This window comes from Longispora albida DSM 44784, from assembly GCF_000379825.1.
Taxonomy (GTDB): Bacteria; Actinomycetota; Actinomycetes; order Mycobacteriales; family Micromonosporaceae; genus Longispora; species Longispora albida.
Genome location: NZ_KB903833.1, coordinates 583,197 through 603,932, shown reverse-complemented (window position 1 = coordinate 603,932; position 20,736 = coordinate 583,197). Strand labels below are relative to the sequence as shown.

The 20,736-nt window shown below is 71.1% G+C and carries 13 protein-coding genes; 9 read left to right on the top strand and 4 right to left on the bottom strand.

The genetic code is table 11. From position 1 onward, the window contains the following. Positions 1 to 2 precede the first annotated feature (2 nt). The 4 genes from cobT to A3G1_RS39720 all read left to right on the top strand — a co-directional run bounded on the left by cobT (position 3) and on the right by A3G1_RS39720 (position 4,661). Positions 3 to 1,034 (top strand): nicotinate-nucleotide--dimethylbenzimidazole phosphoribosyltransferase, encoded by a 1,032-nt coding sequence (gene cobT, locus A3G1_RS0120455; protein ID WP_026212331.1) that lies wholly within the window; start codon positions 3 to 5, stop codon positions 1,032 to 1,034. A 6-nt stretch (positions 1,035 to 1,040) separates the two neighbouring features. After that, the gene (gene cobA / locus A3G1_RS0120450; RefSeq protein WP_026212330.1) at positions 1,041 to 2,219 is read left to right on the top strand and encodes a uroporphyrinogen-III C-methyltransferase; all 1,179 of its coding nucleotides are present in this window, start codon (positions 1,041 to 1,043) and stop codon (positions 2,217 to 2,219) included. A gap of 82 nt (positions 2,220 to 2,301) precedes the next feature. Continuing rightward, positions 2,302 to 3,453: a SigE family RNA polymerase sigma factor gene (locus A3G1_RS39725; RefSeq protein ID WP_018351346.1), complete on the top strand. Its 1,152-nt coding sequence runs from the start codon at positions 2,302 to 2,304 to the stop codon at positions 3,451 to 3,453. 80 nt (positions 3,454 to 3,533) lie between these two features. Continuing rightward, positions 3,534 to 4,661: a SigE family RNA polymerase sigma factor gene (locus A3G1_RS39720; protein ID WP_018351345.1), complete on the top strand. Its 1,128-nt coding sequence runs from the start codon at positions 3,534 to 3,536 to the stop codon at positions 4,659 to 4,661. Between the two features lie 61 nt (positions 4,662 to 4,722). Here A3G1_RS39720 and otsB read toward each other — a convergent pair whose 3' ends face one another. Beyond that, entirely contained in the window at positions 4,723 to 7,278 is a 2,556-nt protein-coding gene (gene otsB, locus A3G1_RS0120435; RefSeq protein ID WP_018351344.1) for a trehalose-phosphatase, read from the bottom strand. Then, positions 7,275 to 8,732, bottom strand: coding sequence for an alpha,alpha-trehalose-phosphate synthase (UDP-forming) (locus A3G1_RS35835; RefSeq protein ID WP_083937003.1), 1,458 nt, complete (start codon positions 8,730 to 8,732; stop codon positions 7,275 to 7,277). The genes otsB and A3G1_RS35835 overlap by 4 nt, the downstream gene beginning before the upstream one ends. A gap of 128 nt (positions 8,733 to 8,860) precedes the next feature. Here A3G1_RS35835 and A3G1_RS0120425 point away from each other — a divergent pair, with 128 nt between their 5' ends. The 5 genes from A3G1_RS0120425 (at position 8,861) to A3G1_RS35830 (ending at position 18,234) form a co-directional block, all read left to right on the top strand. Beyond that, positions 8,861 to 10,639: a DUF6311 domain-containing protein gene (locus A3G1_RS0120425; RefSeq protein WP_018351342.1), complete on the top strand. Its 1,779-nt coding sequence runs from the start codon at positions 8,861 to 8,863 to the stop codon at positions 10,637 to 10,639. 328 nt (positions 10,640 to 10,967) lie between these two features. Next, positions 10,968 to 13,622 (top strand): fibronectin type III domain-containing protein, encoded by a 2,655-nt coding sequence (locus A3G1_RS0120420; RefSeq protein ID WP_026212328.1) that lies wholly within the window; start codon positions 10,968 to 10,970, stop codon positions 13,620 to 13,622. A 196-nt stretch (positions 13,623 to 13,818) separates the two neighbouring features. Next, positions 13,819 to 14,805 carry an AAA family ATPase gene (locus tag A3G1_RS0120415; protein WP_018351340.1) on the top strand — a complete coding sequence of 329 codons (987 nt, stop codon included), beginning with the start codon at positions 13,819 to 13,821 and terminating at the stop codon, positions 14,803 to 14,805. A gap of 34 nt (positions 14,806 to 14,839) precedes the next feature. Continuing rightward, a complete protein-coding gene (locus tag A3G1_RS0120410) occupies positions 14,840 to 15,979 on the top strand; it encodes a DUF58 domain-containing protein (protein WP_018351339.1) in 1,140 nt (379 codons plus the stop codon). After that, positions 15,973 to 18,234 (top strand): transglutaminase TgpA family protein, encoded by a 2,262-nt coding sequence (locus A3G1_RS35830; protein ID WP_157641237.1) that lies wholly within the window; start codon positions 15,973 to 15,975, stop codon positions 18,232 to 18,234. Before A3G1_RS0120410 ends, A3G1_RS35830 begins: the two co-directional genes overlap by 7 nt. A 133-nt stretch (positions 18,235 to 18,367) precedes the next feature. On the opposite strand, the gene A3G1_RS42125 is transcribed toward A3G1_RS35830, so the two are convergent. Together A3G1_RS42125 and A3G1_RS38790 are read right to left on the bottom strand one after the other, a co-directional pair. Beyond that, complete coding sequence (locus A3G1_RS42125; protein WP_281167850.1) at positions 18,368 to 18,490, bottom strand: hypothetical protein; 123 nt, start codon at positions 18,488 to 18,490, stop codon at positions 18,368 to 18,370. Between the two features lie 10 nt (positions 18,491 to 18,500). After that, entirely contained in the window at positions 18,501 to 20,567 is a 2,067-nt protein-coding gene (locus A3G1_RS38790) for a protein kinase domain-containing protein (protein WP_169437591.1), read from the bottom strand. Positions 20,568 to 20,736 lie beyond the last annotated feature (169 nt).

Sequence of the window (20,736 nt, the reverse complement as noted above, 5' to 3'; positions counted from 1 at the left end):
AGCTGCTGATGTCCGCGCTGGAGCGGATCCGGCCACTCGACGTGGTCGCCGTGGCCGAGGCGGAGGAACGGCAGCTGCTGCTGACCAAGCCACCGGGTTCCCTGGGCGCGCTCGAACCCCTCGCCAGCCGCCTGGCCGGCCTCGCGGGTACCTGCCCGCCGCCGCTCCTCGAACCGGCAGCCCTCGCCATCTTCGCCGGGGACCACGGCATCCACGCGCAGGGCGTCACGCCGTGGCCGCAGGAGGTCACCGCGCAGATGCTCGCGAACTTCGGCGCGGGCGGCGCTGTCGTCAACGCCTTCGCCCGCCAGGCCGGTGCGTCGGTGACGGTCGTCGACGTCGGCGTCGCGTCCGGCGAGAGCGAGCACAAGGTCCGCCCCGGTACCCGTGACTTCTCCCAGGAACCGGCCCTCACTCGCGCCGAGGTGATCGCGGCCCTCGAAACCGGCATCGCCATCGCCGCCCAGCTCGCCGACGGCGGAGCGCGCGTCCTCCTGACCGGCGACATGGGCATCGCGAACACGACCCCGGCCGCGGCCCTCATCGCGGCGTTCACCGGCCGGCCGGCCGAAGCGGTCACCGGCCGGGGTACCGGCATCGACGACGAGATGCTCGACCACAAGACGGCCGTGATCGCCGCGGCCCTCGCGAAGCACAGCCCCGACCCGTCCGACGGGATCGACGTGCTGGCCAAGGTCGGCGGGCTCGAACACGCCGCCATCGCCGGGTACATCCTCGGCGGGGCCTCCCGGCAGATCCCCGTGATCCTCGACGGCGTCATCGCGGCCTCCGCGGCCCTGGCGGCCGTGGCCATCGCGCCCGCCGCCGTGCACGCCTGCGTCGCCGGGCACCGTTCCGCCGAGCCGGGTGCGACGATCGCCCTCGCGCACCTCGGCCTCGAACCCCTCGTCGACCTCGGGCTCCGCCTCGGCGAGGGCACCGGGGCACTCCTGGCCCTCCCGATCGCGGCCAGCGCCGTCCGCGTACTCCACGAGGTGGCCACCTTCGACAGCGCCGGCGTGAGCGAGAAGTAGGTGACGATGAGCAGCCAGTACCCCATTGGTTTGATCCTCGCGGGGAAGAAGGTCCTGGTGGTCGGCGGCGGCGCGGTCGCACAACGGCGCGTGCCAGCCCTCCTCGAAGCGGGAGCCCTGGTCACGGTCGTGTCGCCGTCCCTCACCCCGACCCTCGAAGGCCTCCCGGTCAGCTGGATCAAGCGCGGCTTCGAACCGTCCGATGTGGATGGCGCGTGGCTGGTGCACGTGGCGACCAGCGACCCGGAGGTCAACGCCGCCGTCTCGCTGGCCGCCGACGAGCGCCGCGTGTTCTGCGTCCGGGCCGACGACCGGCACGCCGCGACCGCGTGGACGCCGGCCGTCACCCGCCACGGGCAGACCACGGTCGCCGTGCTCAGCGGCGGCGACCCGCTGCGCTCGATGGCACTCCGCGACGCCATCCACGCCGGCCTCGACTCCGGGACCCTCAGCGTCCCCGACGCGAACCACAAGCCGGGCGTGGCCCTGGTCGGCGCCGGCCCCGGCGACCCGGAACTGATCACCGTCCGGGGCCGCCGGCTGCTCGCCGAGGCCGACGTCGTGGTCGCCGACCGGCTCGCCTCCGGCATGTTCCTCGAAGGGCTCCGGCCCGACGTCGAGATCATCGACGCCGCGAAGATCCCGTACGGCCGCCAGCTCGTCCAGGAGAAGATCAACGAGATCCTGGTCGACCGGGCGCTGGCCGGCAAGTTCGTCGTCCGGCTCAAGGGCGGCGACCCCTACGTCTTCGGCCGTGGCGGTGAGGAACTCCTGCACTGCGCCGCCGCCGGGATCACCGTCGAGGTCGTACCCGGCGTGACCAGCGCCATCTCCGTCCCCGAGCTGGCCGGCATCCCGGTCACCCACCGGGGCGTCACCCACGAGTTCACCGTGGTCTCCGGGCACATCCCGCCCCTGCACCCCGACTCGCTGATCGACTGGGGGGCGCTCGGCAGGCTGCGCGGCACCCTCGTCCTGCTCATGGCCGTGGAGAACCTGGCGGCCATCACGGAGACGCTGGTCGACGCCGGCCGCGACCCGGACACCCCGGCCGCGGTCATCCAGGAGGGCACCACCTCCCGGCAGCAGATCTTCCGGGGCACGCTGTCCACGGTCGCCACCCTCGGCGCCCGCCCGCCGGCCATCGTCGTCATCGGCGACGTGGTCGACGTCCTGTCGCACTGAGAAAGAATCCGTCACCCGTACAACCGGCTCGCTCGGCCAAGTCGTACTCCTGCTAGCCGAGCGAGACGGAAGGGCGACGGGGATGACAGACAACGTGCGGTTCGAGGAGTTCGTCGGGGCGTGCTCGCCCCGGCTGCTCCGTCTCGGGTACGTCCTCACACGGGACCATGCTCTCGCGGAGGACCTGCTCCAGACCGCGCTGGCCAAGTCCTGGCCGGTCTGGCCGCGCATCTCGGCCGATCCCGAACCTTACGTCCGCAAGGTCATGGCCAACACGTTCACGACGTGGTGGCGCCGCCGCTGGAACGGCGAACGCCCGGCAGCCGAACTCCCCGAACCAGCCACCGCCACGCCACACACCACAGTGGACGACCGCGACGAGATCTGGCGCGCCCTCGCCCGCCTACCCCGCCAGCAACGCGCAGTCCTCGCGCTCCGCTACCTCGAAGACCTCACCGAGTCCCAGATCGCCGAAGCCCTCGGCATCTCACCTGGCTCGGTGAAGAACTACGCCTCCAAAGCCCTCGCAAAACTCCGCCTAGACCCCACTCTCCGCCCCGGCCTCCCGGAACTCCCCGACACGCCCCCCGGCCCGGGCCGTCTCTCCGAGGTCCAGGCCCGGATCCGGCGCCGCCGCACGACCCGCCTCGTCACGGCCGGCGCCGCCTGCGTCGCGGTCCTCCTCCTCATCACCGCCTACCTGCTCATCCCCGGCTTCCGCCCCATCAGCCTGCCCCCGGCTGAGGACGGCCGCCCGCCAGCCGAGGTGGGCTTCTCCGATGGCCGCGACGGCTACGTGATGGTCAAGGCCGAACGCGGCCCGCTCGGAGCCAGGGATGTCGGGTTCACTTGGACACCCCGCACCCTGAACGCCAAGGTCTTCCCTTACTGCGAGATCAGCGGAGCGTGGCGCGAGCCGTTCGTCTGCGCCGTTTACATCGACGACGTTCACCACAGTGAAGCCATACCGCGGCGCCTGGGTGCTGACCCGGAACCCGGTACGCCGTCAACAGGTCCCGGCAGCCCGCTCTGGTCGGTGAACGGTATCCATGTGGTCCAGGCGAACCTCCCGCACAAACTGAAGCCAGGCAAGCCGGTCCGTGTCACCATCCGCGTCCGGTTCCCTGACCGGGCGGGCACGATGCAGCCGCCGCCCAGCTCGTGGTCCCCGCCTCCTGGCTGGATGGCCATCGCGATCGGCGAATCGCTGTCCGATGTCCCGGGTCCGTCATAGTGAACTGTCCCTCCGTACAACCGGCCCGCCTGCCCGAGTCGTATTCCTAGTAGCAGGCGAGAGCGGAAGGGGGAACGGGGATGTCGGGCAACGTGCAGTTCGAGGAGTTCGTCGGGGCGTGCTCGCCGCGGCTGCTCCGCCTCGGTTATGTCCTCACGAGGGACCACGCCCTGGCAGAGGACCTGCTCCAGACCTCACTCGCCAAGTCCTGGCCCGTCTGGCAGAAGATCTCCGCCGACCCGGAGCCGTACGTCCGCAAGGTCATGGCCAACACGTTCACGACCTGGTGGCGCCGCCGCTGGAACGGTGAACAGCCAGCCAGCGAACTCCCGGACACGGCCACCCCGGCCCAGCAGGCCACAGTGGACGACCGTGACGAGGTCTGGCGCGCGCTCGCCCGGCTACCCCGCCAGCAGCGCGCCGTCCTCGCGCTCCGCTACCTCGAAGACCTCACCGAAGCCCAGATCGCCGAGACACTCGGCATCTCACCCGGCGCGGTGAAAAACTACGCCTCAAAAGCCCTCGCCAAACTCCGCCTCGACCCCACCCTGCGCCCGGACCTCCCCGAGATCCCCGACGCACCTCCCGGCACGCAACGCCTGGCCGGAGTCCAGTCCCGAGTACGCCGCCGCCGCACCACACGCCTCGTCACGGCCGGCGCCGCCTGCCTGGCGATCCTGCTCCTCATCACGGCGTACCTGCTCATCCCCGGCACCCGCTCGGTCAGCCTCCCACCGGCCGACGAATACCCGCCCGCCGACGTCGGCTTTCCGGCGGTCAGGAACGGATACCGGCTCCTGAAATCGGAAAGTGACTCGTTCGCCGCACGCGAGATCGGATTCACCTGGACTCCGGCCACACTCGACGCGGAGATCTACCCGTACTGCGAGCTTCAGGAAGAGGTGACCCGGCCGCTCTTCTGCGTGGTCACCGTGAACGGCAGACTCCACTCGCCTTCGACTATGCGGATGCCGGGGGAGTACGAACCGGCCCGTGGCAGCCGCAACGTGCACCAGCCCCACACCATCGGCGACGTGCAGAGATACCGGCTGATCGACGAGACAGCCAATCCCCCGTTCGCGCTCGAGGTCGGCAAGCCGGTACGGATCAGCCTCCGGCTGGTGCACTCAGAGAACCTGCTCGCCCCGCTGCCCGACAACTGGGTCCAGCCCCGGGGCTGGATGGCCATCGCGGTCGCCGTCCGCTGACTTCGGCTGCGCATGGGGCGCGCCGGGCAGGGGTGCCACGGGGGCACCCCTGCCCGGTTGCTCACTGGTCCAGCAACATCGCCGCCCGGATCAGCCCCAGGTGGCTGTACGCCTGCGGGTGGTTCCCCAGGGTCCGCTCGCTGACCGGGTCGTACTGTTCCGGCAGCAGCCCCGTCGGCCCCGCGCAGTCGAGTACCTGCTGGAAGAGCTCGTGGGCGTCGTGCCGCCGGCCTGTCAGCAGGTACGCCTCGATCATCCACGTCGCGCAGATGATGAAGCCGCCCTCGACGCCCGGCAGCCCGTCGTCGGAGTTGTAGCGGTACACGGCCGGCCCGTTGCGCAGCTCGGCCTCGATGGCCAGCACCGTGGACAGGAAACGCGGGTCGTCGGCGGGCAGCAGCCCGGCCAGCCCGATCCACAGCGAGGCCGCGTCGAGATCCGTGGAGCCGTACGCCGCCGGGTACGCCTTGAGGTCCTCGTTCCAGCCGTGCTCGATCACGTTCGCCGCGATCTGGTCGCGCAGCTCGTGCCAGCCCTCGCCGCGCGGCATGCCGTGCCGCTCGGCCGTCGCGAGCGCCCGGTCGACCGTCTGCCAGCACATGACCTTCGAGTAGACGTGGTGCCGGGGTGGCAGGCGGGCCTCCCAGAGCCCGTGGTCCGGCTCGTGCCAGCGGCGTTCCACAGCGGACACCATCGCCTCGACGATGCCCCACTCGTACTCGGTGATCTTGCCCCGGTGGTCGGCCACCGCAGCCACCAGATCAGCGACCGGCCCGAACACGTCGAGCTGGACCTGCCGGTTCGCAGCGTTCCCGACGCGCACCGGCCGGGAACCCGCATATCCCGGCAGGCTCTCGATCACCGCCTCGGCGCCGAGGTCGAGACCGTCCAGTGTGTACAGCGGGTGCAGGCGTTCCGGGTGGCCGCCGGTCCGCTCGACACAGCCGGCCACCCAGCCCAGGTAGGCCTCGGCCTCGTGCACGGAACCCAGGTCGACCAGCGCGCGGGCCGTCATCGCCGCGTCGCGCAGCCAGCAGTAGCGGTAGTCCCAGTTGCGGATGCCGCCGATCGTCTCCGGCAGCGAGGTCGTCGCCGCCGCCAGGATCGCGCCGGTCGGCGCGTCGCACAGCATCTTCAGCGTCAGCGCCGACCGCAGCACCTCGTCCCTGGCCAGCACCGGGGGCTTCAGGGTGGCCAGCCACGACCGGTGCCCGGCGTCGATCGCGTCGCGCCGTTCCTCCGCGACGACCGTCGGCGGCTCCAGGTCAGCCGTCCCGCACCGCACTTCGAGGGTGTACGTGCCTCCGTGCGCCGCCAGGTCCACCACTGCCCGCGCGGTGTCGTGGCCGGCGTCGTCGACGATGTCCCAGTCGAGCCCCGGCGCGTACAGGGAAATGGGTTCGTTGGAGCCCAGGACGTGCAGCCCGCCGTCGCCGATCGGCTGGAGCCTGATCGGCACCTGCCCGAATTCGGGGCGGGGCGCGAAGGTGATCTGCGCCTTCTCGTGCCCGGTGAGCAGCCGGACCAGCACTGTCGTGTCCGAGCCGTCCTCCGGCGCGTCGAGCCAGTCGGTCACGGTCAGCCCCGACCAGCGCGTCTCGACCGTCATCGACGCCGGCCGGTACCGCTGGCCGAGCAGCGGCCTGCCCGGCCGCTCGGGAGCGATCGTGCAGTGCCCGGCAGGCTCGCCACCCAGCAGGTCGGCGAACAGCGCCGCCGAGTCGGAGCGCGGGTGGCACAGCCACGTCACGCGGGCGTCGGGCGTCAGGAGTGCCACGTTCCGCCCGTTGCCGAGCATGGTGTGCCGCTCGATCGGCACGGAGCGCTCGCCGAGCAGCCAGTTCTTCCGGATGTCCACGAGGGTGGCCAGCAGCAGCGCGACCTGCTCCGGACTGTCCACTCTGTACTTCGCGCCCGACTCGCCAGGCCCGACCTTGATCCCGAGGTCCGGCCCCTGGAGGTGCGCGAAGGCCTTCTCGTCCGTCACGTCGTCGCCGACGAACAGCACGGCCGTCGCGCCGAGCTGCGCGCGGAGCCGGTCGAGGGCAGTGCCCTTACTGGTCGGGATCACCGCCAGCTCGATGACCTCCTTGCCCTCGGTGGCGTGCACGCCGTCCCAGGTACAGGGGTCCAGGCGCACCGCGCTGAGCACCTCACCGGCGACCGCGCGGTCGGCGGCCCGGGTGTGCACGGCGATGCTGGCGGGCTTGACCTCCAGCCGGACCCCCGGCCGGCCACGGGTCAGCTCGGCCAGCTTGGTGTGCAGCCGGGTGTGCAGGTCGAGCGCCTCGGCGGGCAGCGCGTGCACGAACCCGACGTCGAACTCGGAACCGTGGCTGCCGACCAGGTGTATCTCGTTCGGCAGCCGCGACAGCGCCGCCAGGTCACGCAGTGCCCGGCCGGAGATCACCGCCACCTTGGTGTCGGGCAGAGTGGCCAGCGTCCGCAGCCCGGCGACAGCCTCAGGCAGCGGTACGGCGGCGGACGGATCCGTGACGATCGGGGCGAGTGTGCCGTCGTAGTCGCAGGCGACCAGCAGCTTCGGTACCCGCGCGAGGTGGACGAGTGCGGCACGGAGTTCCGCGCCGAGCGACGCGGCGGTGTCGGGCAGAGTCATGCGGTGTGCTCCCTGGCGGCCGGTTCACCGCCGCCATGTTCGTGGCCGGTGCTGTCTCCTGACGAGAGGGGCTGCCGGGTGTCCAGCCCCAGGGCGGCGAGAAAGGACCTGGCCCAGTGCTGGACATCGTGCGTGCGGACCTGCCGGCGCAGCGCGCGCATCCGGCGGGACAGCTCGGCTGGCGAGGCGTGCGCGGCGTTGAGCACGGCCTCCTTCAGCCCGTCGAGGTCGTGCGGGTTCACCAGGTACGCCTGCCGCAGGTCGGCGGCGGCCCCGGCGAACTCGGAGAGCACGAGAGCGCCGCCGTGGTCCACACGGGCCGCGACGTACTCCTTCGCCACCAGGTTCATCCCGTCTCGCAGAGGTGTAACCATCATCACATCCGCCGCCCGGTACAGCGCGGCGAGTTCCGTGAGTGAGTATGACTGGTGCAAATAGTGCACAGCGGGCAGACCGACCCGGCCGAAGTCGCCGTTGATCCAGCCCACCTCGCGCTCCACCTTCACCCGCAGCTCGTGGTAGTGCTCCACCCGCTCCCGGCTCGGCGTGGCGACCTGCACCATCACCGTCTCCGGCACCGCCAGCCTGCCGTCGGCCAGCAGCTCACGGAACGCCTTGAGCCGGTGCTCGATGCCCTTCGTGTAGTCGAGCCGGTCCACCCCGAGGATCAGCGTCTTCGGGTCGCCCAGCTCCTGGCGGATCTCCTTCGCCCTGGCCTGCACCTCGGCGCTCGCCGCCACGGCCTCGATGGCCGGGGTGTCGATCGAGATCGGGAACGCGCCGGCCTGCACCAGCCGCCCGTCGACCTCCACGACGCTGCCCCGGGGCCGCAGCCCCAGCAGGTGCCGGGCGAGCCGGAGGAAGTTCTGCGCGGCCAGCGGGCGCTGGAATCCCACCAGGTCGGCGCCGAGCAGGCCGCGCAGCAGCTCGACCCGCCTCGGCAGCTGCATGAACAGCTCGACCGGCGGGAAGGGGATGTGGAGGAAGAAACCGATCCTCAGGTCCGGCCGCAGCTCACGCAGGATGCTCGGTACGAGCTGGAGCTGGTAGTCCTGCACCCACACGACACCACCCGGCGCGGCCAGGTCGGCGGCCGCCTGGGCGAACCGCTCGTTGACCCGCAGGTAGGAAGCCCACCACGCCCGGCGGAACAGCGGCGGCTCGACGGCGTCGTGGTAGAGCGGCCACAGCGTGCTGTTCGCGAAGCCCTCGTAGTACCGCTCGATCTCCTCGGCGGACAGCGGCACCGGGTAGAGCTGCATCCCGTCCAGCTCGAAGGGGGCCGGGGCCGGCCCGGAGCTGCCCGGCCAGCCGATCCAGCCGCCACGGGCAGCCTGGAGCACCGGGTGCAGTGCCGTCACCAGGCCACCGGGGCTCCGCCGCCACTGGCCGGGTGATACCTCGTCGACGGGCAGCCGGTTGGCGACCACGACAAAGGAGCTTTTACCAGTCACGGCGCGTACGCCTCCTCACGACAGGCGGACGTGGACGTACGCAGACGAGCGTACTGAATCCACCGTCCCCGGTGTGTGTACCCAGCGCCACAAACAGGACAGCGGTACCGTCCTTTACTGTGACAAGTATGCCTGTTCCGGTGATTCCGGCCCCGGCGGCCAGCCGGGACGGCGGCAGCCGGGGGAGCCGCCCTAGCACAGGTGACCTGCTCGCATACGCCTCTTATGTCATTCTCGCTCTCTTCGTCACCGGGCTGCTCTGGCTGAATCCCGCCGGGCGTGTCCACGCCACCAACGAGAGCGACCACGCCTTCTTCCACTGGGCGTTCGCCCACGCGGCCAAGGCGCTCTCCGAGGGCACGAACCCGCTCGCCGACCGGGTCCTCAACGCGCCGGAGGGCGTGAACCTGATGGCCAACACCTCCGTGCTGGCCTTCGCGATCCCGCTTACCCCGGTCACCCTCTGGCTAGGCCCCGGAGTGTCGTACCTAATAGCGCTGACGCTCGGCTTCGCGGCCACGGCAGCCGCCTGGTACTGGCTGCTCTCCCGGCACGTCGTGGCCAGCCGGGCCGCGGCCTTCCTCGGCGCGGCCCTGTGCGGCTTCGGTCCCGGCGCGCTCTCGCAGGGCAACGGCCACCCGAATCTCGTGGCCCAGTTCCTCGTGCCGTTCATCGCGTGGCAAGCGCTGCGGCTCCGGCACGGCCGCCCGCTCCGGCGCGGCCTGATCCTCGGCGCGCTCGTGACCGTCCAGGCGTTCATCAACGAGGAAGTCCTGTTCCTCACGGCGCTCGGGCTCGGAGTCTTCGTCCTCACCTGGGCCGTGCTGCGCCGCGACGAGGCCCGCCAGTACTGGAAGCCGATGCTCACCGGCCTGGCCATCGCGGCGGCCCTGGCGTTCGGTGTCCTCGCCTATCCACTGTGGTACCAGTTCTTCGGCCCCTACCACTACCGTGGCGTCCCGGCTGGCATCGAGCACTACGGGGCCGACATCGCCTCCTTCCCGGCCTTCGGCCGGGGCTCGTTCCTCGGCGACCCGGTCGCAGCGAACCGGCTGTCGGCCAACCCCGCAGAGGAGAACACGTTCTACGGCTGGCCGCTGCTCGTGGCGCTCCTGGTCACGGGAGTGGTCCTCTGGCGCTCCACTCTGGTCAAAGCCCTCACCGTGACCGGCCTGACCCTGGCGGCACTGTCCCTCGGGCCGAAGGTGATGGCCTACGGGCAGAACACCAGCGTCCCCGGCCCCTGGCGAGCCCTCCACAAGCTCCCGCTCTTCGACACCGTCGTACCCGTCCGCGTCGCCCTCTTCGTCCTCCCCATAGCCGGCATCCTCACCGCCCTCGGCGTCCAGCTCGCCCTCACCCGGACCACTCCCGGCACCACGGCCCGCCGCCTCGCGTGCACCGCCATCGCCATCGCGCTCGTCCCGCTCACCCCCGTACCCCTGCGCGTCGCCAAGCGCCCGATCCCCGGATTCATCGCTGACGGCACGTGGCGCGCGTACGTCCACAGTGGCGAATCGCTCGTCACCATCCCCGTCGCGGGCTCTGCCTACGCCGACGGGATGCGCTGGGGCGCGGCGACCGGGCTGGAGTTCCGCCTCGCCGGTGGCTACTTCCTCGGACCCGGCGGCGGGGACGGCCGTTCGCTCTTCGGGCCGCCACCCCGCCCGAGCACGAAGCTCTTCGCCGTCGCGTACAAGACCGGTGAGGCTCCGGACGTCTCTGACGCCGACCGCGAAGCCGCCGCCGCCGACCTCGCGTACTGGCGCGCCGGAGCCGTCGTGATGGCCCCGCTGCACAGCAACGTCGTCGACCGTGAGGACAAAGAGGACGCTCTCCTGAGAACCGCCTCCGCGCTGTACGGTGAACCCAGCAGGATCGGCGGCCTCTGGGTCTGGGACCGGTAGCTCTCACGATCATCACGGCGCTTCACGCTCGGTTAACGCCCGCCCGTCTACGCTCGCCCGTGCCCTGCGGAGGCGAGCGCTGGCTCAGCCGGGGGGATGGCTCACCGGGGGCGTGAGCCGCGACACAGCGGCCGGCCCGGGGGCGGCCGCAGGAGTTTTCCGGCGCCCTGACGGGAATGCCGTACATGTTCTGGCTGCTCAGCCGCCGGACGTCTGATTTGGAGCGCGGGTATGAACCCGGCACAGCGAGAATGTTCGATGGCCTTGACGGGAGCCATATGATGGCCTCGGTTCGGGGTAGGGAAAGTGACGGAGGGCCGCGGGGGCGATGACACGCATAGCGGGCAAGTCGCGCAAATCCGGAGTGGTGGTCACCCTGACCGTCACGGTGGCCATGCTGGCGGCCGTGGCGCTGACGGTGCTGGGCCTGGGCATCGCCGACAAGGCGGTGGCCGTCTTCGACGCCAGCTCCTGGGTGTGGAGCAAGAAGTCCGGCGAGCTGGGCCGGGTCAACGGGGTCAAGGGCTCCGTCGACACCCGGCAGAAGCTGCCCGGCTCCAAGGACCACGACGTCGTCATCACGCAGAGTGACAGGTTCCTCATCGTCCGCGACCTGGTGACCGGGAAGATCAGCTCGCTCGATCTGACCACCCTCCAGGTGTCGGCCACGATGGAGACCACGCCGGGCTTCGGCATCACCATCGCGCTCAAGGACGACCTGGCGTATCTGATCGACAGCCCGCAGGGCACCGTCCAGCAGATCCACCCGCTGAACCTGAGCCCGGCCGGGCAGCCGCTGCGCTTCCCGTCCGGCCTGCGCAGCGGCGGCTTCGACAACGAGGACCGGCTCTGGCTCGCCGTGCCGAGCGAGGGCACCGTCGTCGCGGTCAAGGCCGGCTCCAAGACGGTCGACCCGACCGTGGCGAAGACCGTCCCCGCCACCGACCCGCAGCACGACATCTCGCTGTCCATCCTGGACAAGGGCATCGCCGTGCTTGACCAGACCGCCGCCGCGCTGGTGACGATCCGGGACGACGTGGTCAAGAAGATCCCGCTGCCGATCCGCAAGCCCGGCGCGCTCCCCGACCGCACCTCCGGCACCGGTGTGCCGGTTACGGTCGCCGACGACCGGCACGTGTACGTCGTGCAGCCGGACAAGCCCGTCCGTGACTTCGAGGTGTCCCGCGAGGGGCTCAACCCGGGTCAGGGTGGCGGCCTTCAGCCTGCCGTCGCGTGGGCCGGCTGGTTCTACGTCGCCGACACCGTGGCCGGCTCGGTCTACGTGATCGACGGCAACGGCAGCTTCGTCGAGCGCATCAAGATCGCCAACGAGGGCGGCGCGCTGGAGCTGGACGTCCGCGAGAACCACCTGTTCATCAACGCCCCGTCCGGCAAGGACGCCCGGGTGGTGGACGACAAGCACAAGACCAAGGACGTCAACAAGTTCCCGAACGGCATCCCCGGTGGCGACCCGCCGCCGGTGCCGCCGACGCCCCCGACCCCGCCCAAGCCGCCGGAGCCGCCGAAGCCGCCGGAGCCCACTCCGCCGAGCGCCCCGGCCACGGTGACCGCCATCGCCGGCAACGCCTCCGCCACGGTCAACTGGACCCCGGCGAAGGACAACCTGGCGCCGATCACCAAGTACGTGGTCGAGGGTGGCCCGGCTCCGGTCGAGGTCGGCGCGAACCAGCGCACCCTGACCATTCCGAACCTGGTCAACGGCACTGCCTACACGTTCAACGTGCACGCGGTGAACGCGAAGGGGGCAGGCCCGAAGAAGGCCTCGAACCCGGTCGTCCCGACCAGCGAGGTCCCCGACGCCCCGGCCAAGGTCACCGCGGCCGAGGCGAAGGACGCCACGGTCAAGGTCACGTGGGACGCCGCGAACGGCCAGGGCCTCAAGATCGCCAAGTACCTGGTGTACGCGAGCAGCGGCGGCACGGCTCCCGGCGGTGCCGGTGGCGGCGCGCCGGAGCTGGTCGGCGAGTCCACGGGCACCGAGCTGACCGTCAAGGCCGGCAAGAAGGGCGACCCGGGGACGAAGCTGGACTACGGCACCCAGTACACCTTCACGGTCAAGGCCGTGAACGAGAAGGCTGTCGAGAGCAAGTCCTCGCCGGTGAGTAACACCGTCGTGCCGTTCTTCACGCCCGAGCCGGTCACCGGCCTCACCGTCACCACCGTGACCAGCAAGGCCGGCACGGTCAAGGCGGCGTGGACGGCAGCTGTGCCCAACGGCCGCGCGATCAAGCGGTACGTGGTCACGGCCAACGGCAAGAAGCAGCCGGACCAGACGGGCACGAGCATGGAGATCGGCGGCTTCGGCGAGGGCGAGCAGATCAACGTCACCGTGATCGCCGAGAACGAGGCCGGGCAGAGCAAGCCCACCACGGCCGCCGCGAAGACGCTGACCGCCCCGACGATGAACGGCCAGGGCGGCGACGGCCAGTACACGACCGCCAAGATCTGGGTGAACGTCCAGAACAACGGCGGCCCGACCGAGTGCTGGGTGGAGGGCCGCACCGGCCCGGCTGCCTGCAACGGCCGGTTCGAGCACAACATCACCGGCCTGGCGCTGGGCAGTTCGCACACGTACAAGATCCTCGCGAAGAACCCGGCGGGGCAGCGTGAGGTGACCGTGTCGGTCTCGACCAAGACGGTCAGCGGCAAGGTGATCTGCGACGACATGTGCCCGATCGAGGTCAGCAGCCACCCCTGCTACGACAACTACGACTCGAACTGCAAGCAGGGCCCGTGGATCGGTGACGTCCGTGGCGGCGACACCGGCCAGCTCACCTGCAAGCAGAGCGGCTGGACGATCAGCTCGAAGACCAAGACCCTCAACCGCCGCAGCCCCATGTGGGTGAAGGGCTCCTGGCCGGGTGGCAAGAACGGCTTCGTGCCGTGGTCGTGGGTCGAGGTCAACGGCGAGGGCACCGGGGACGGCTCGACCGGCGGCCTCAACCTCCTGCCGAACTGCTGACCGGAGGGCCCAGCGCCTGGTGACCTGTGTCACTACCGAGCGGGAACCCATCGTGGGGTGCGCATGTCGCGCCCCACGATGGACCATGTCAGACCAGCATCACCCGCTGCCGCGCTTTACGGCGCTGAGCAGCACCGTTAGGTTCGAAGTACCCAGGTTCAGCTAGGTTCAACGCACCGCCGCGAGGAGTTCCGCAGTGACCGCGCCGCACCCCCTCACTCCTGCCGAGACGCAGGGCTACGCCACTGTCTTCGCCCGGCTGGCCGACAACGTCGGTTCCGTCGTGCTCGGCAAGCCCGAGGTGGTCCGGCTGGCGCTCACCGCGCTGTTCGCCGAGGGCCACGTCCTGCTGGAGGACGTGCCCGGAGTAGGGAAGACGACGCTGGCCCGGGCGATCGCCGCCTCGGTGCGCGGTAAGTGGCGGCGGATCCAGTTCACTCCGGACCTGCTGCCCTCCGATGTGTCCGGTGTGACCATTTTCAACCAGGCCAGCCGGGAGTTCGAGTTCCACCCGGGCCCGGTCTTCGCGAACATCGTGATCGCCGACGAGATCAACCGCGCCTCGCCGAAGACGCAGTCCGCGCTGCTCGAGGTGATGGAGGAGCGGTACGTCACGGTCGACGGCGTCCGGCATCCCGTCCCGCGCCCGTTCCTCGTGGTCGCCACGCAGAACCCGGTCGAGATGGACGGCACGTACCGGCTGCCGGAGGCCCAGCTCGACCGGTTCCTGATGAAGCTCTCCGTGGGGTACCCGAGCCCGGAGGTCGAGCTTGAGGTGGTCAGGGGCGGCGCCGCTGGCCGCTCGCCCGACTACCTCCAGCCGGTCACCGACACCGACACCGTCGCGCAGCTCGCCCGGCTCGCCCAGCGGGTGTACGTCGCCGACGCCCTGTACGCCTACGCCGTCCAGCTCGCCTCGGCCTCCCGTAACCACGGTCAGGTCCGGGTCGGCGTCAGCCCCCGTGGTGTGATCGCCCTGGTCCGCGCCGCCCAGGCATACGCGCTGTCCGACGGCCGCGCGTACCTGCTGCCCGAGGACATCAAGGCTCTCGCCGAGTCCGTGTTCGCCCACCGGCTGCTGCTCAGCCCGGACGCCCAGCTCAAGGGCGCGACCGCCCCGGCGGTGCTCGCGGAGATCCTCGAGTCCGTGCCGGTGCCGCAGCCGGCCGGTGTCGCGGGATGACCGGCGGTCAGCTGGCTAGGAGGGGGCGTTCCCGGTGCGGGTGACAGCCCGCGGCTGGGCTCTGCTCGCGGCCGGTCCGGCCCTGCTCGTCCCCGGTTTCCTCTACGGGTACCCGGAGCTGGCCGTGCTCGGCGCGGTGGCACTGGCGGCGTTCGTCGTGGCCGTGGCGATCGTGAGCCTGCGGGCCCGGCTCGACGTCCAGCGCATCCTCGACCCCGACCGGGTGACGCGCGGTGAGCCGTCCACGGTGTACCTGAGCATCCGCAACGACAACAAGTTCCGGAACATGACGGTGGTCGCCTCCGACCGCTGCGGGGAGACGACGGTGCCGGTGCCGCTCCTGAAGCTGCGCCGGGGCACGCAGACCCGCACGGTGTACCCGGTGCCGACCAGCCGCCGTGGCGTGATCGAGGTCGGCCCGCTCCGGATCACCCGCACCGACCCGCTGGGCCTCGCGACCGTACCCAGGTCCTACGGTGAGTCCGGCCGGGTCTGGGTGCACCCGGTCGCCCACCCGATCCGCGCCGTACCGGCTGGCATCGCCCGCAGCCTCGACGGCCGCACCGACCAGATCCCGCACGGCCACGTCAGCTTCGAGACCCTCCGCGAGTACGTGGTCGGCGACGACCTGCGCCGGGTGCACTGGCGCACGTCGGCCCGGATTGGCGAGCTGATGGTGAAGGAGCACACCGACACGAGCCTCCCGGTGATGGTGGTCGTCCTCGACGACCGGTCGTCCGTCCACACCGAGCAGAGTTTCGAGGAGGCGTGTGAGGCCGCGGCCTCTGTGGTGATCGCCTCGCTGACCGACGGGCTGTATGTCCGGCTCCGGCTGAGCAGCGGCAAGGAGGTGTCGGGCAAGGACAGCCGTAACGCCTTCCTCGACCTGCTCTCCGAGGCGTCGCTCCAGCCGGACCAGCCGGGCGGTGTGCAGCCGACGGTCGACGGCCTGCGGATCGGCCGCCTCGGCGACACGCTGATCTACCTGACCGGCCCGGGTGGCGCTGAGGACATCCGCCAGGTCGCCACGCTCAAGGGTGCCTATCCGGTGATCGTGGCCGGTGTGCTCGGCGACGCCGACGCCCAGCCGACCGCAGCTCCGGGCCTGCTGGTCCTGTCGGCCGCCGACGCCGGCGAGTTCGCGGCGGCGTGGGACGGGGTGGGCACGTGGTAGGGCGTTTTCTCCGCGGCGCTGGTGGCGTGCTCGTCCTGCTGACGCTGACCGCGCTGGCGGCCTTCGCGTACACGCGGATCTACGACCAGGGCAAGACGCTGATGCTGCTGATGGGCGCGGCCGCCGGCTCGGTGCTGCTCAGCACGCTGCTCCGGCCGCTGCCGGGCTGGCTCGCCGGACCCGTCTCGGTCCTCGGCCTGACCGGATACACGGTGCTCGCGGTCAACATGACCCTCACCGCCGAGAACGAGGGCACGCTCTTCCAGGTGTACGCGGACGCGGCGCGCAACGCCCTGCCCCGCCTGCTCACCGCAGCGGTACCGGTCGAGGCGACCCCGGACACCATCTTCGCCCCGATCGTGGCGATCTGGGTGGCTGGCCTGGCCGGCGCGGAGATCGGTGGCCGGGGCGGCAGGCTGCTGTTCGGCGCGCTCCCGCCGACCCTGGCCTACGCCGGAGCCCTCGTCCTGGCCGGCCCGAACGCCCGCCCGGCCCTGTGGCTGTCGATGACGTTCGCCGCGGTGTGCGCGGTCGGCCTCGCACTGAGCGCCCGACAGGGTGCCGCATCCACTGTGGAGGCACCACCGCAACCCCGGGACCGTGCTTTCCAGCTGCGCGCCTTCGGCGGTGCGGCGGCCGGGCTGGCTGCGATGGTGGCGGTGGCCGTGGCGGCCGGTCCGATCGTGTTCGACCACGTCGGCCGGACTCCGAAGGACCCGCGCAGCGAGGTCACCCCGCCGCGTAAGGACGTCCTCGACGAGAATCCGCTGATCCGGCTCTCCGGCTGGGCCGCGAACCCGAAGCAGCACCTGTTCGACGCGGACCTGTCCGCTGACGCGCCGATCCGGCTGGCCGTGCTCAACGAGTACGACGGGGTGACGTGGAAGCTGTCCGCCGACTACCGCAACGCCGGCCGGGTGCTGCCCAGCGCCGAGGGCCCGGTGGCCACGGGCAAGCAGACCACAGTCAAGCAGACGTACACGGTGAGCGGGCTGGGCGGCAGCCTCGTACCGGCGGTCGGCGTGCCGCGCCGTGTCGACAACCTCCGGGTCGCCTTCGACACGAACACCGGCACGCTCTTCAAGTCGGGCGGGCTCCCGGCCAGCCAGAAGTACCAGGTCGAGTCGCTCCGCACCCAGCCAGACGTGAACACGCTGACCCTGGCGAGCGTGCCGACCGGCCCGGAAGCCGAGAAGTACCTGACGGTCGCCCCGTCGATCCAGAAGGAACTCGTCGACCTAGCCAACTCGATCGGCAAGGACGCGATCAGCCCGCACTCGAAGGCGCTGACCCTCCAGGCGTTCCTCGCCGAGCACTACACGTTCGCGACGGACGCTCCGACGGGCCACTCCCAGGTACACCTGAAGTTCTTCCTGCTCGACGAGCCGAAGATGGGCGGCAGGCGGGGCACGTCGGAGCAGTTCGCCGCGTCGTTCGCGCTGCTCGGCCGGATGATGGGCCTGCCGACCCGCGTGGTCGTCGGCTTCAAGGGCAAGGCCGGGGCGCACCCGGTGCTGGCCGGGCAGGCGATGGCCTGGCCGGAGGTGTGGTTCGACGGCCACGGCTGGGTCTCCTTCGACCCGATGCCGGTGAACGCGAAGGCCCGTCCCCTCGAAGAGGACTACACGCCGCCCCCGACGACCAAGCCCTCGGTGACACCGTCCACTGTGACCTCCTCGCCGATCCCGTCCAGCTCCGGCGCGCTGCCGGGCGCGGTCACCCCGATCGGCAAGGCGGCCGAGGACCCGCACCTGGGCCGGACACTGGCCATCGCCGGGGCGATCCTGGTGCTGTGCGCGCTGCTCTCCGTCGTACTGCTCCGCAGGTCACGCCACCGCAGCCGCCTCGGTTCCGGTAGCCCGGCCGAGCGGATCGGCGGCTCGTGGGTCGAGATCCGTGACGCGCTGCGCCTCGCCGGGTACCCGCCACCGGCCCACCTCACCGCGAGCGAGGTGGCGCAGTGGGCCGGGCTGGTCTACGGCCGTGGCCGGTACGCGGCGTGGGTGGAACTGCCATCGCTCGACCAGGCGGCCAGCATGGTGAACCTGGTCGCGTTCGCGCCGGGCATGGCCACGGCTGACGACGCCGGCCTGGCGACGGGTGAGGCCCGGGCGTACATCAAGGCACTGCGCGCCCGCCGTCCGCTGTGGCGCCGTCTGGTGTGGACGCTGGACCCGCGCCCGCTGTTCTGGAAGACCACCCTGCCGGTGTCCGCGGAACAGGCAGCCCCCCGCCACCGCCAGCCGGCCAGCTAGGCCTGCGCTGGCGCTGGCCAGGCGTGGCAGGCCCAGCCCTGGCCGTCGTGCTCGACAAGGAACGGGGTGGCGTGCGGCAGTGGCCTGCCCCAGACCTGCTGCCGCAGCCCGCAGAGCCCGGCCAGCGCGGCTGTCAGGCTGGCGACGTGGCCGGCCAGTGCGACCCGGGAGCCGCGTCCTGGGTACCCATCGCGGCGGCGAGGTTGCTCTCCGCCTCACCATGCCGCAGGCACCACACGCGAAGACGGTTACCCACGGTCAGGCTCTCAGCTCTTGACCGGGCTGGGCACGGTCCGGGTGGTGCAGACCGGCTGGGCGTACGCGATCGACGGGCCGGGGTACGCAGCGCCGACCACGAAGCAGTAGTTGGTGTCCTTCCTGAGCCCGTTGAAGGTCCAGGTGGTCTCGTTGGGCTTGGTCTGCCCGTGGTTCTGGGCCGGCCGGACCTCGCCCTGGCGGTTGATGGTGATGAAGTTCGAGTCGGCCTTGCCGTTGTGGTTGTTCTTCCACGTCAGCGTGACCGAGGTGCCGTCCGTGCTGTCCTTGACGGTGATGTTCGTCGGGGCGCCCTCGGCGCTCTTCGTCACCTGCTGGACGGGCTCGCTGGTCCGGTCAGCCTGCGGATCGTCCTCGCTGCCCTTGCCGTTCACCAGGTACAGCACGCCGCCGGTGATCACCGCGACCAGCAGGATCGCGATGACGCTGAGCAGGACGACCGTCTTGCCGTTGCCGCTGCCCCCGCCCGGCGGCTTCGGCTGCCACTCGGGGTGGGCGGGCAGCACCATCGGGCTCACCGGCACCGGCGGGGCTGACTGCACGGGCGGAGCCGACTGGACCGGCGGCGCGGAGAACGGCGCGGGCGGAGCCGAGAACGGCGCGGGCGGTGCGGAGAACGGTGCCGGGGGAGCGGAGAACGGAGCCGGAGGGGCCGAGAACGGCGCCGGGGGAGCGGAGTACGGGGCGGCCGACACCGGCGGTGCGGAGTACGGGGCCGGCGGGGCCGAGAACGGCATCGGGGCGCCGGACACGGGCGGGACGGGGGTCAGCGGGTTCAGCGGGGCGGCGGTGAAGCCGGTCGGGCCGCTGGTCTTCTTGCCCTCGGTCTCGGGCTGCTGCTGCTCGGCCGGAGCTGGTGCCTTGGCCGCCTCGATCAGGTCGCCACCGGCCAGGGCTGTGTTCTGCTGCTGCCACTCCGGTACCGGATCCCAGCTCTTGCGGGGCAGCTCAGGGGCCTTCTCCGCCGGGCTGGGCCACATCGGCCACTCCGTGGCCCCGCCGGTCTGGATCGGACCTGGCATCGGCGGCGTCACGGTCTGTGGCGTGCCCGTGTGCGGCGACCCGGTGTGGGGTGAGGCGGTCTGGGGCCCGGCGGTGTGCGGGGACCCGGTGTGCTGCGGCTGCGTGAACGGCGAAGGCGGCGCGAACGGCGAGGGCTGCTGTGCGAACCCGGTGGCCGCGGCGTGGTTGGCGACAGCCGTCGAGTTGGTACTGGTCGGCGACAGCGCGTTCATCGCGTAGGAGTGCCGGCGCAGCGCCTCGGCGAACGCCATCGCGGACGAGTGCCGTTCCTCCGGCCGCTTCGCCATCGCCCGGGCCAGTTCCTCCTGGAGCCATTCCGGCACGTCCTCGCGTGGCACCCGGGGCACGGGCTGGTTCAGCACCCGGTCGCGGAAGGCCATCGGGTCGTTGCTGGCGTTCGGGTCGGCGAACGGCGGGCGGCCGGCCAGCAGGTTCCACATCGTGGAGGCCAGGCTGTAGAGATCGGACAGTCCATTCTGGGCACCCAGCATGAACGCCTCCGGGGAGGCGTGGTGCGGGGTGAGCTTGCCCATCGTCATGGTGCCGGCCAGCTGGTCGGGCGCACGGGCGATGCCGAAGTCGGCCAGCGCCGGGCCGAACCGTGACCGCAGGATGTTCGGCGGCTTCACGTCCCGGTGCACGATGCCCGCCTGGTGCGCGGCGTGCAGCGCCTCACCGATCTTGGTACCGACCTCCAGCACCTCCGGCAGCGTCAGCGGCCCGCGCTGCTTGAGGATCTGCGCGTAGGACCCGCCCTCGCAGTACTCCATGACGATGTACGGGTTGCCGTCGGCCGTGTTGCCGGTGTCGATGATGCTCACGATGTGTGGCTGGCTGGACAGCGCGACCGTCGTCTCCAGCTCCTGGGCGACGGTGGCTTCCGTGGTCATCAGGTCGTCGATGAGCAGCACTTTGACCGCGACCTGCCGGTTCAGCCGCTCCTGGGTGGCACGGAACACGAGCGCCGTGCTGCCATTCGCGATGAGCTGGAGGTCGGTATAGCCGGGAAGCGCCGGGATCATCGGGGTGGCCACGGCCACCATTGTGCTAGTGAATGGCAAGCAACGGTAGCTCTGGGTCCAGGACGTAAGCGGACATATCTATCACATTGTCACCCTTTCGCAACCTGGGTAACCAGGGTCACCCCATCGGGTGCCGCCCGGGGCGGACCAGGGCGGGCGGAGCTTCGCGCGTCTGGAAAGA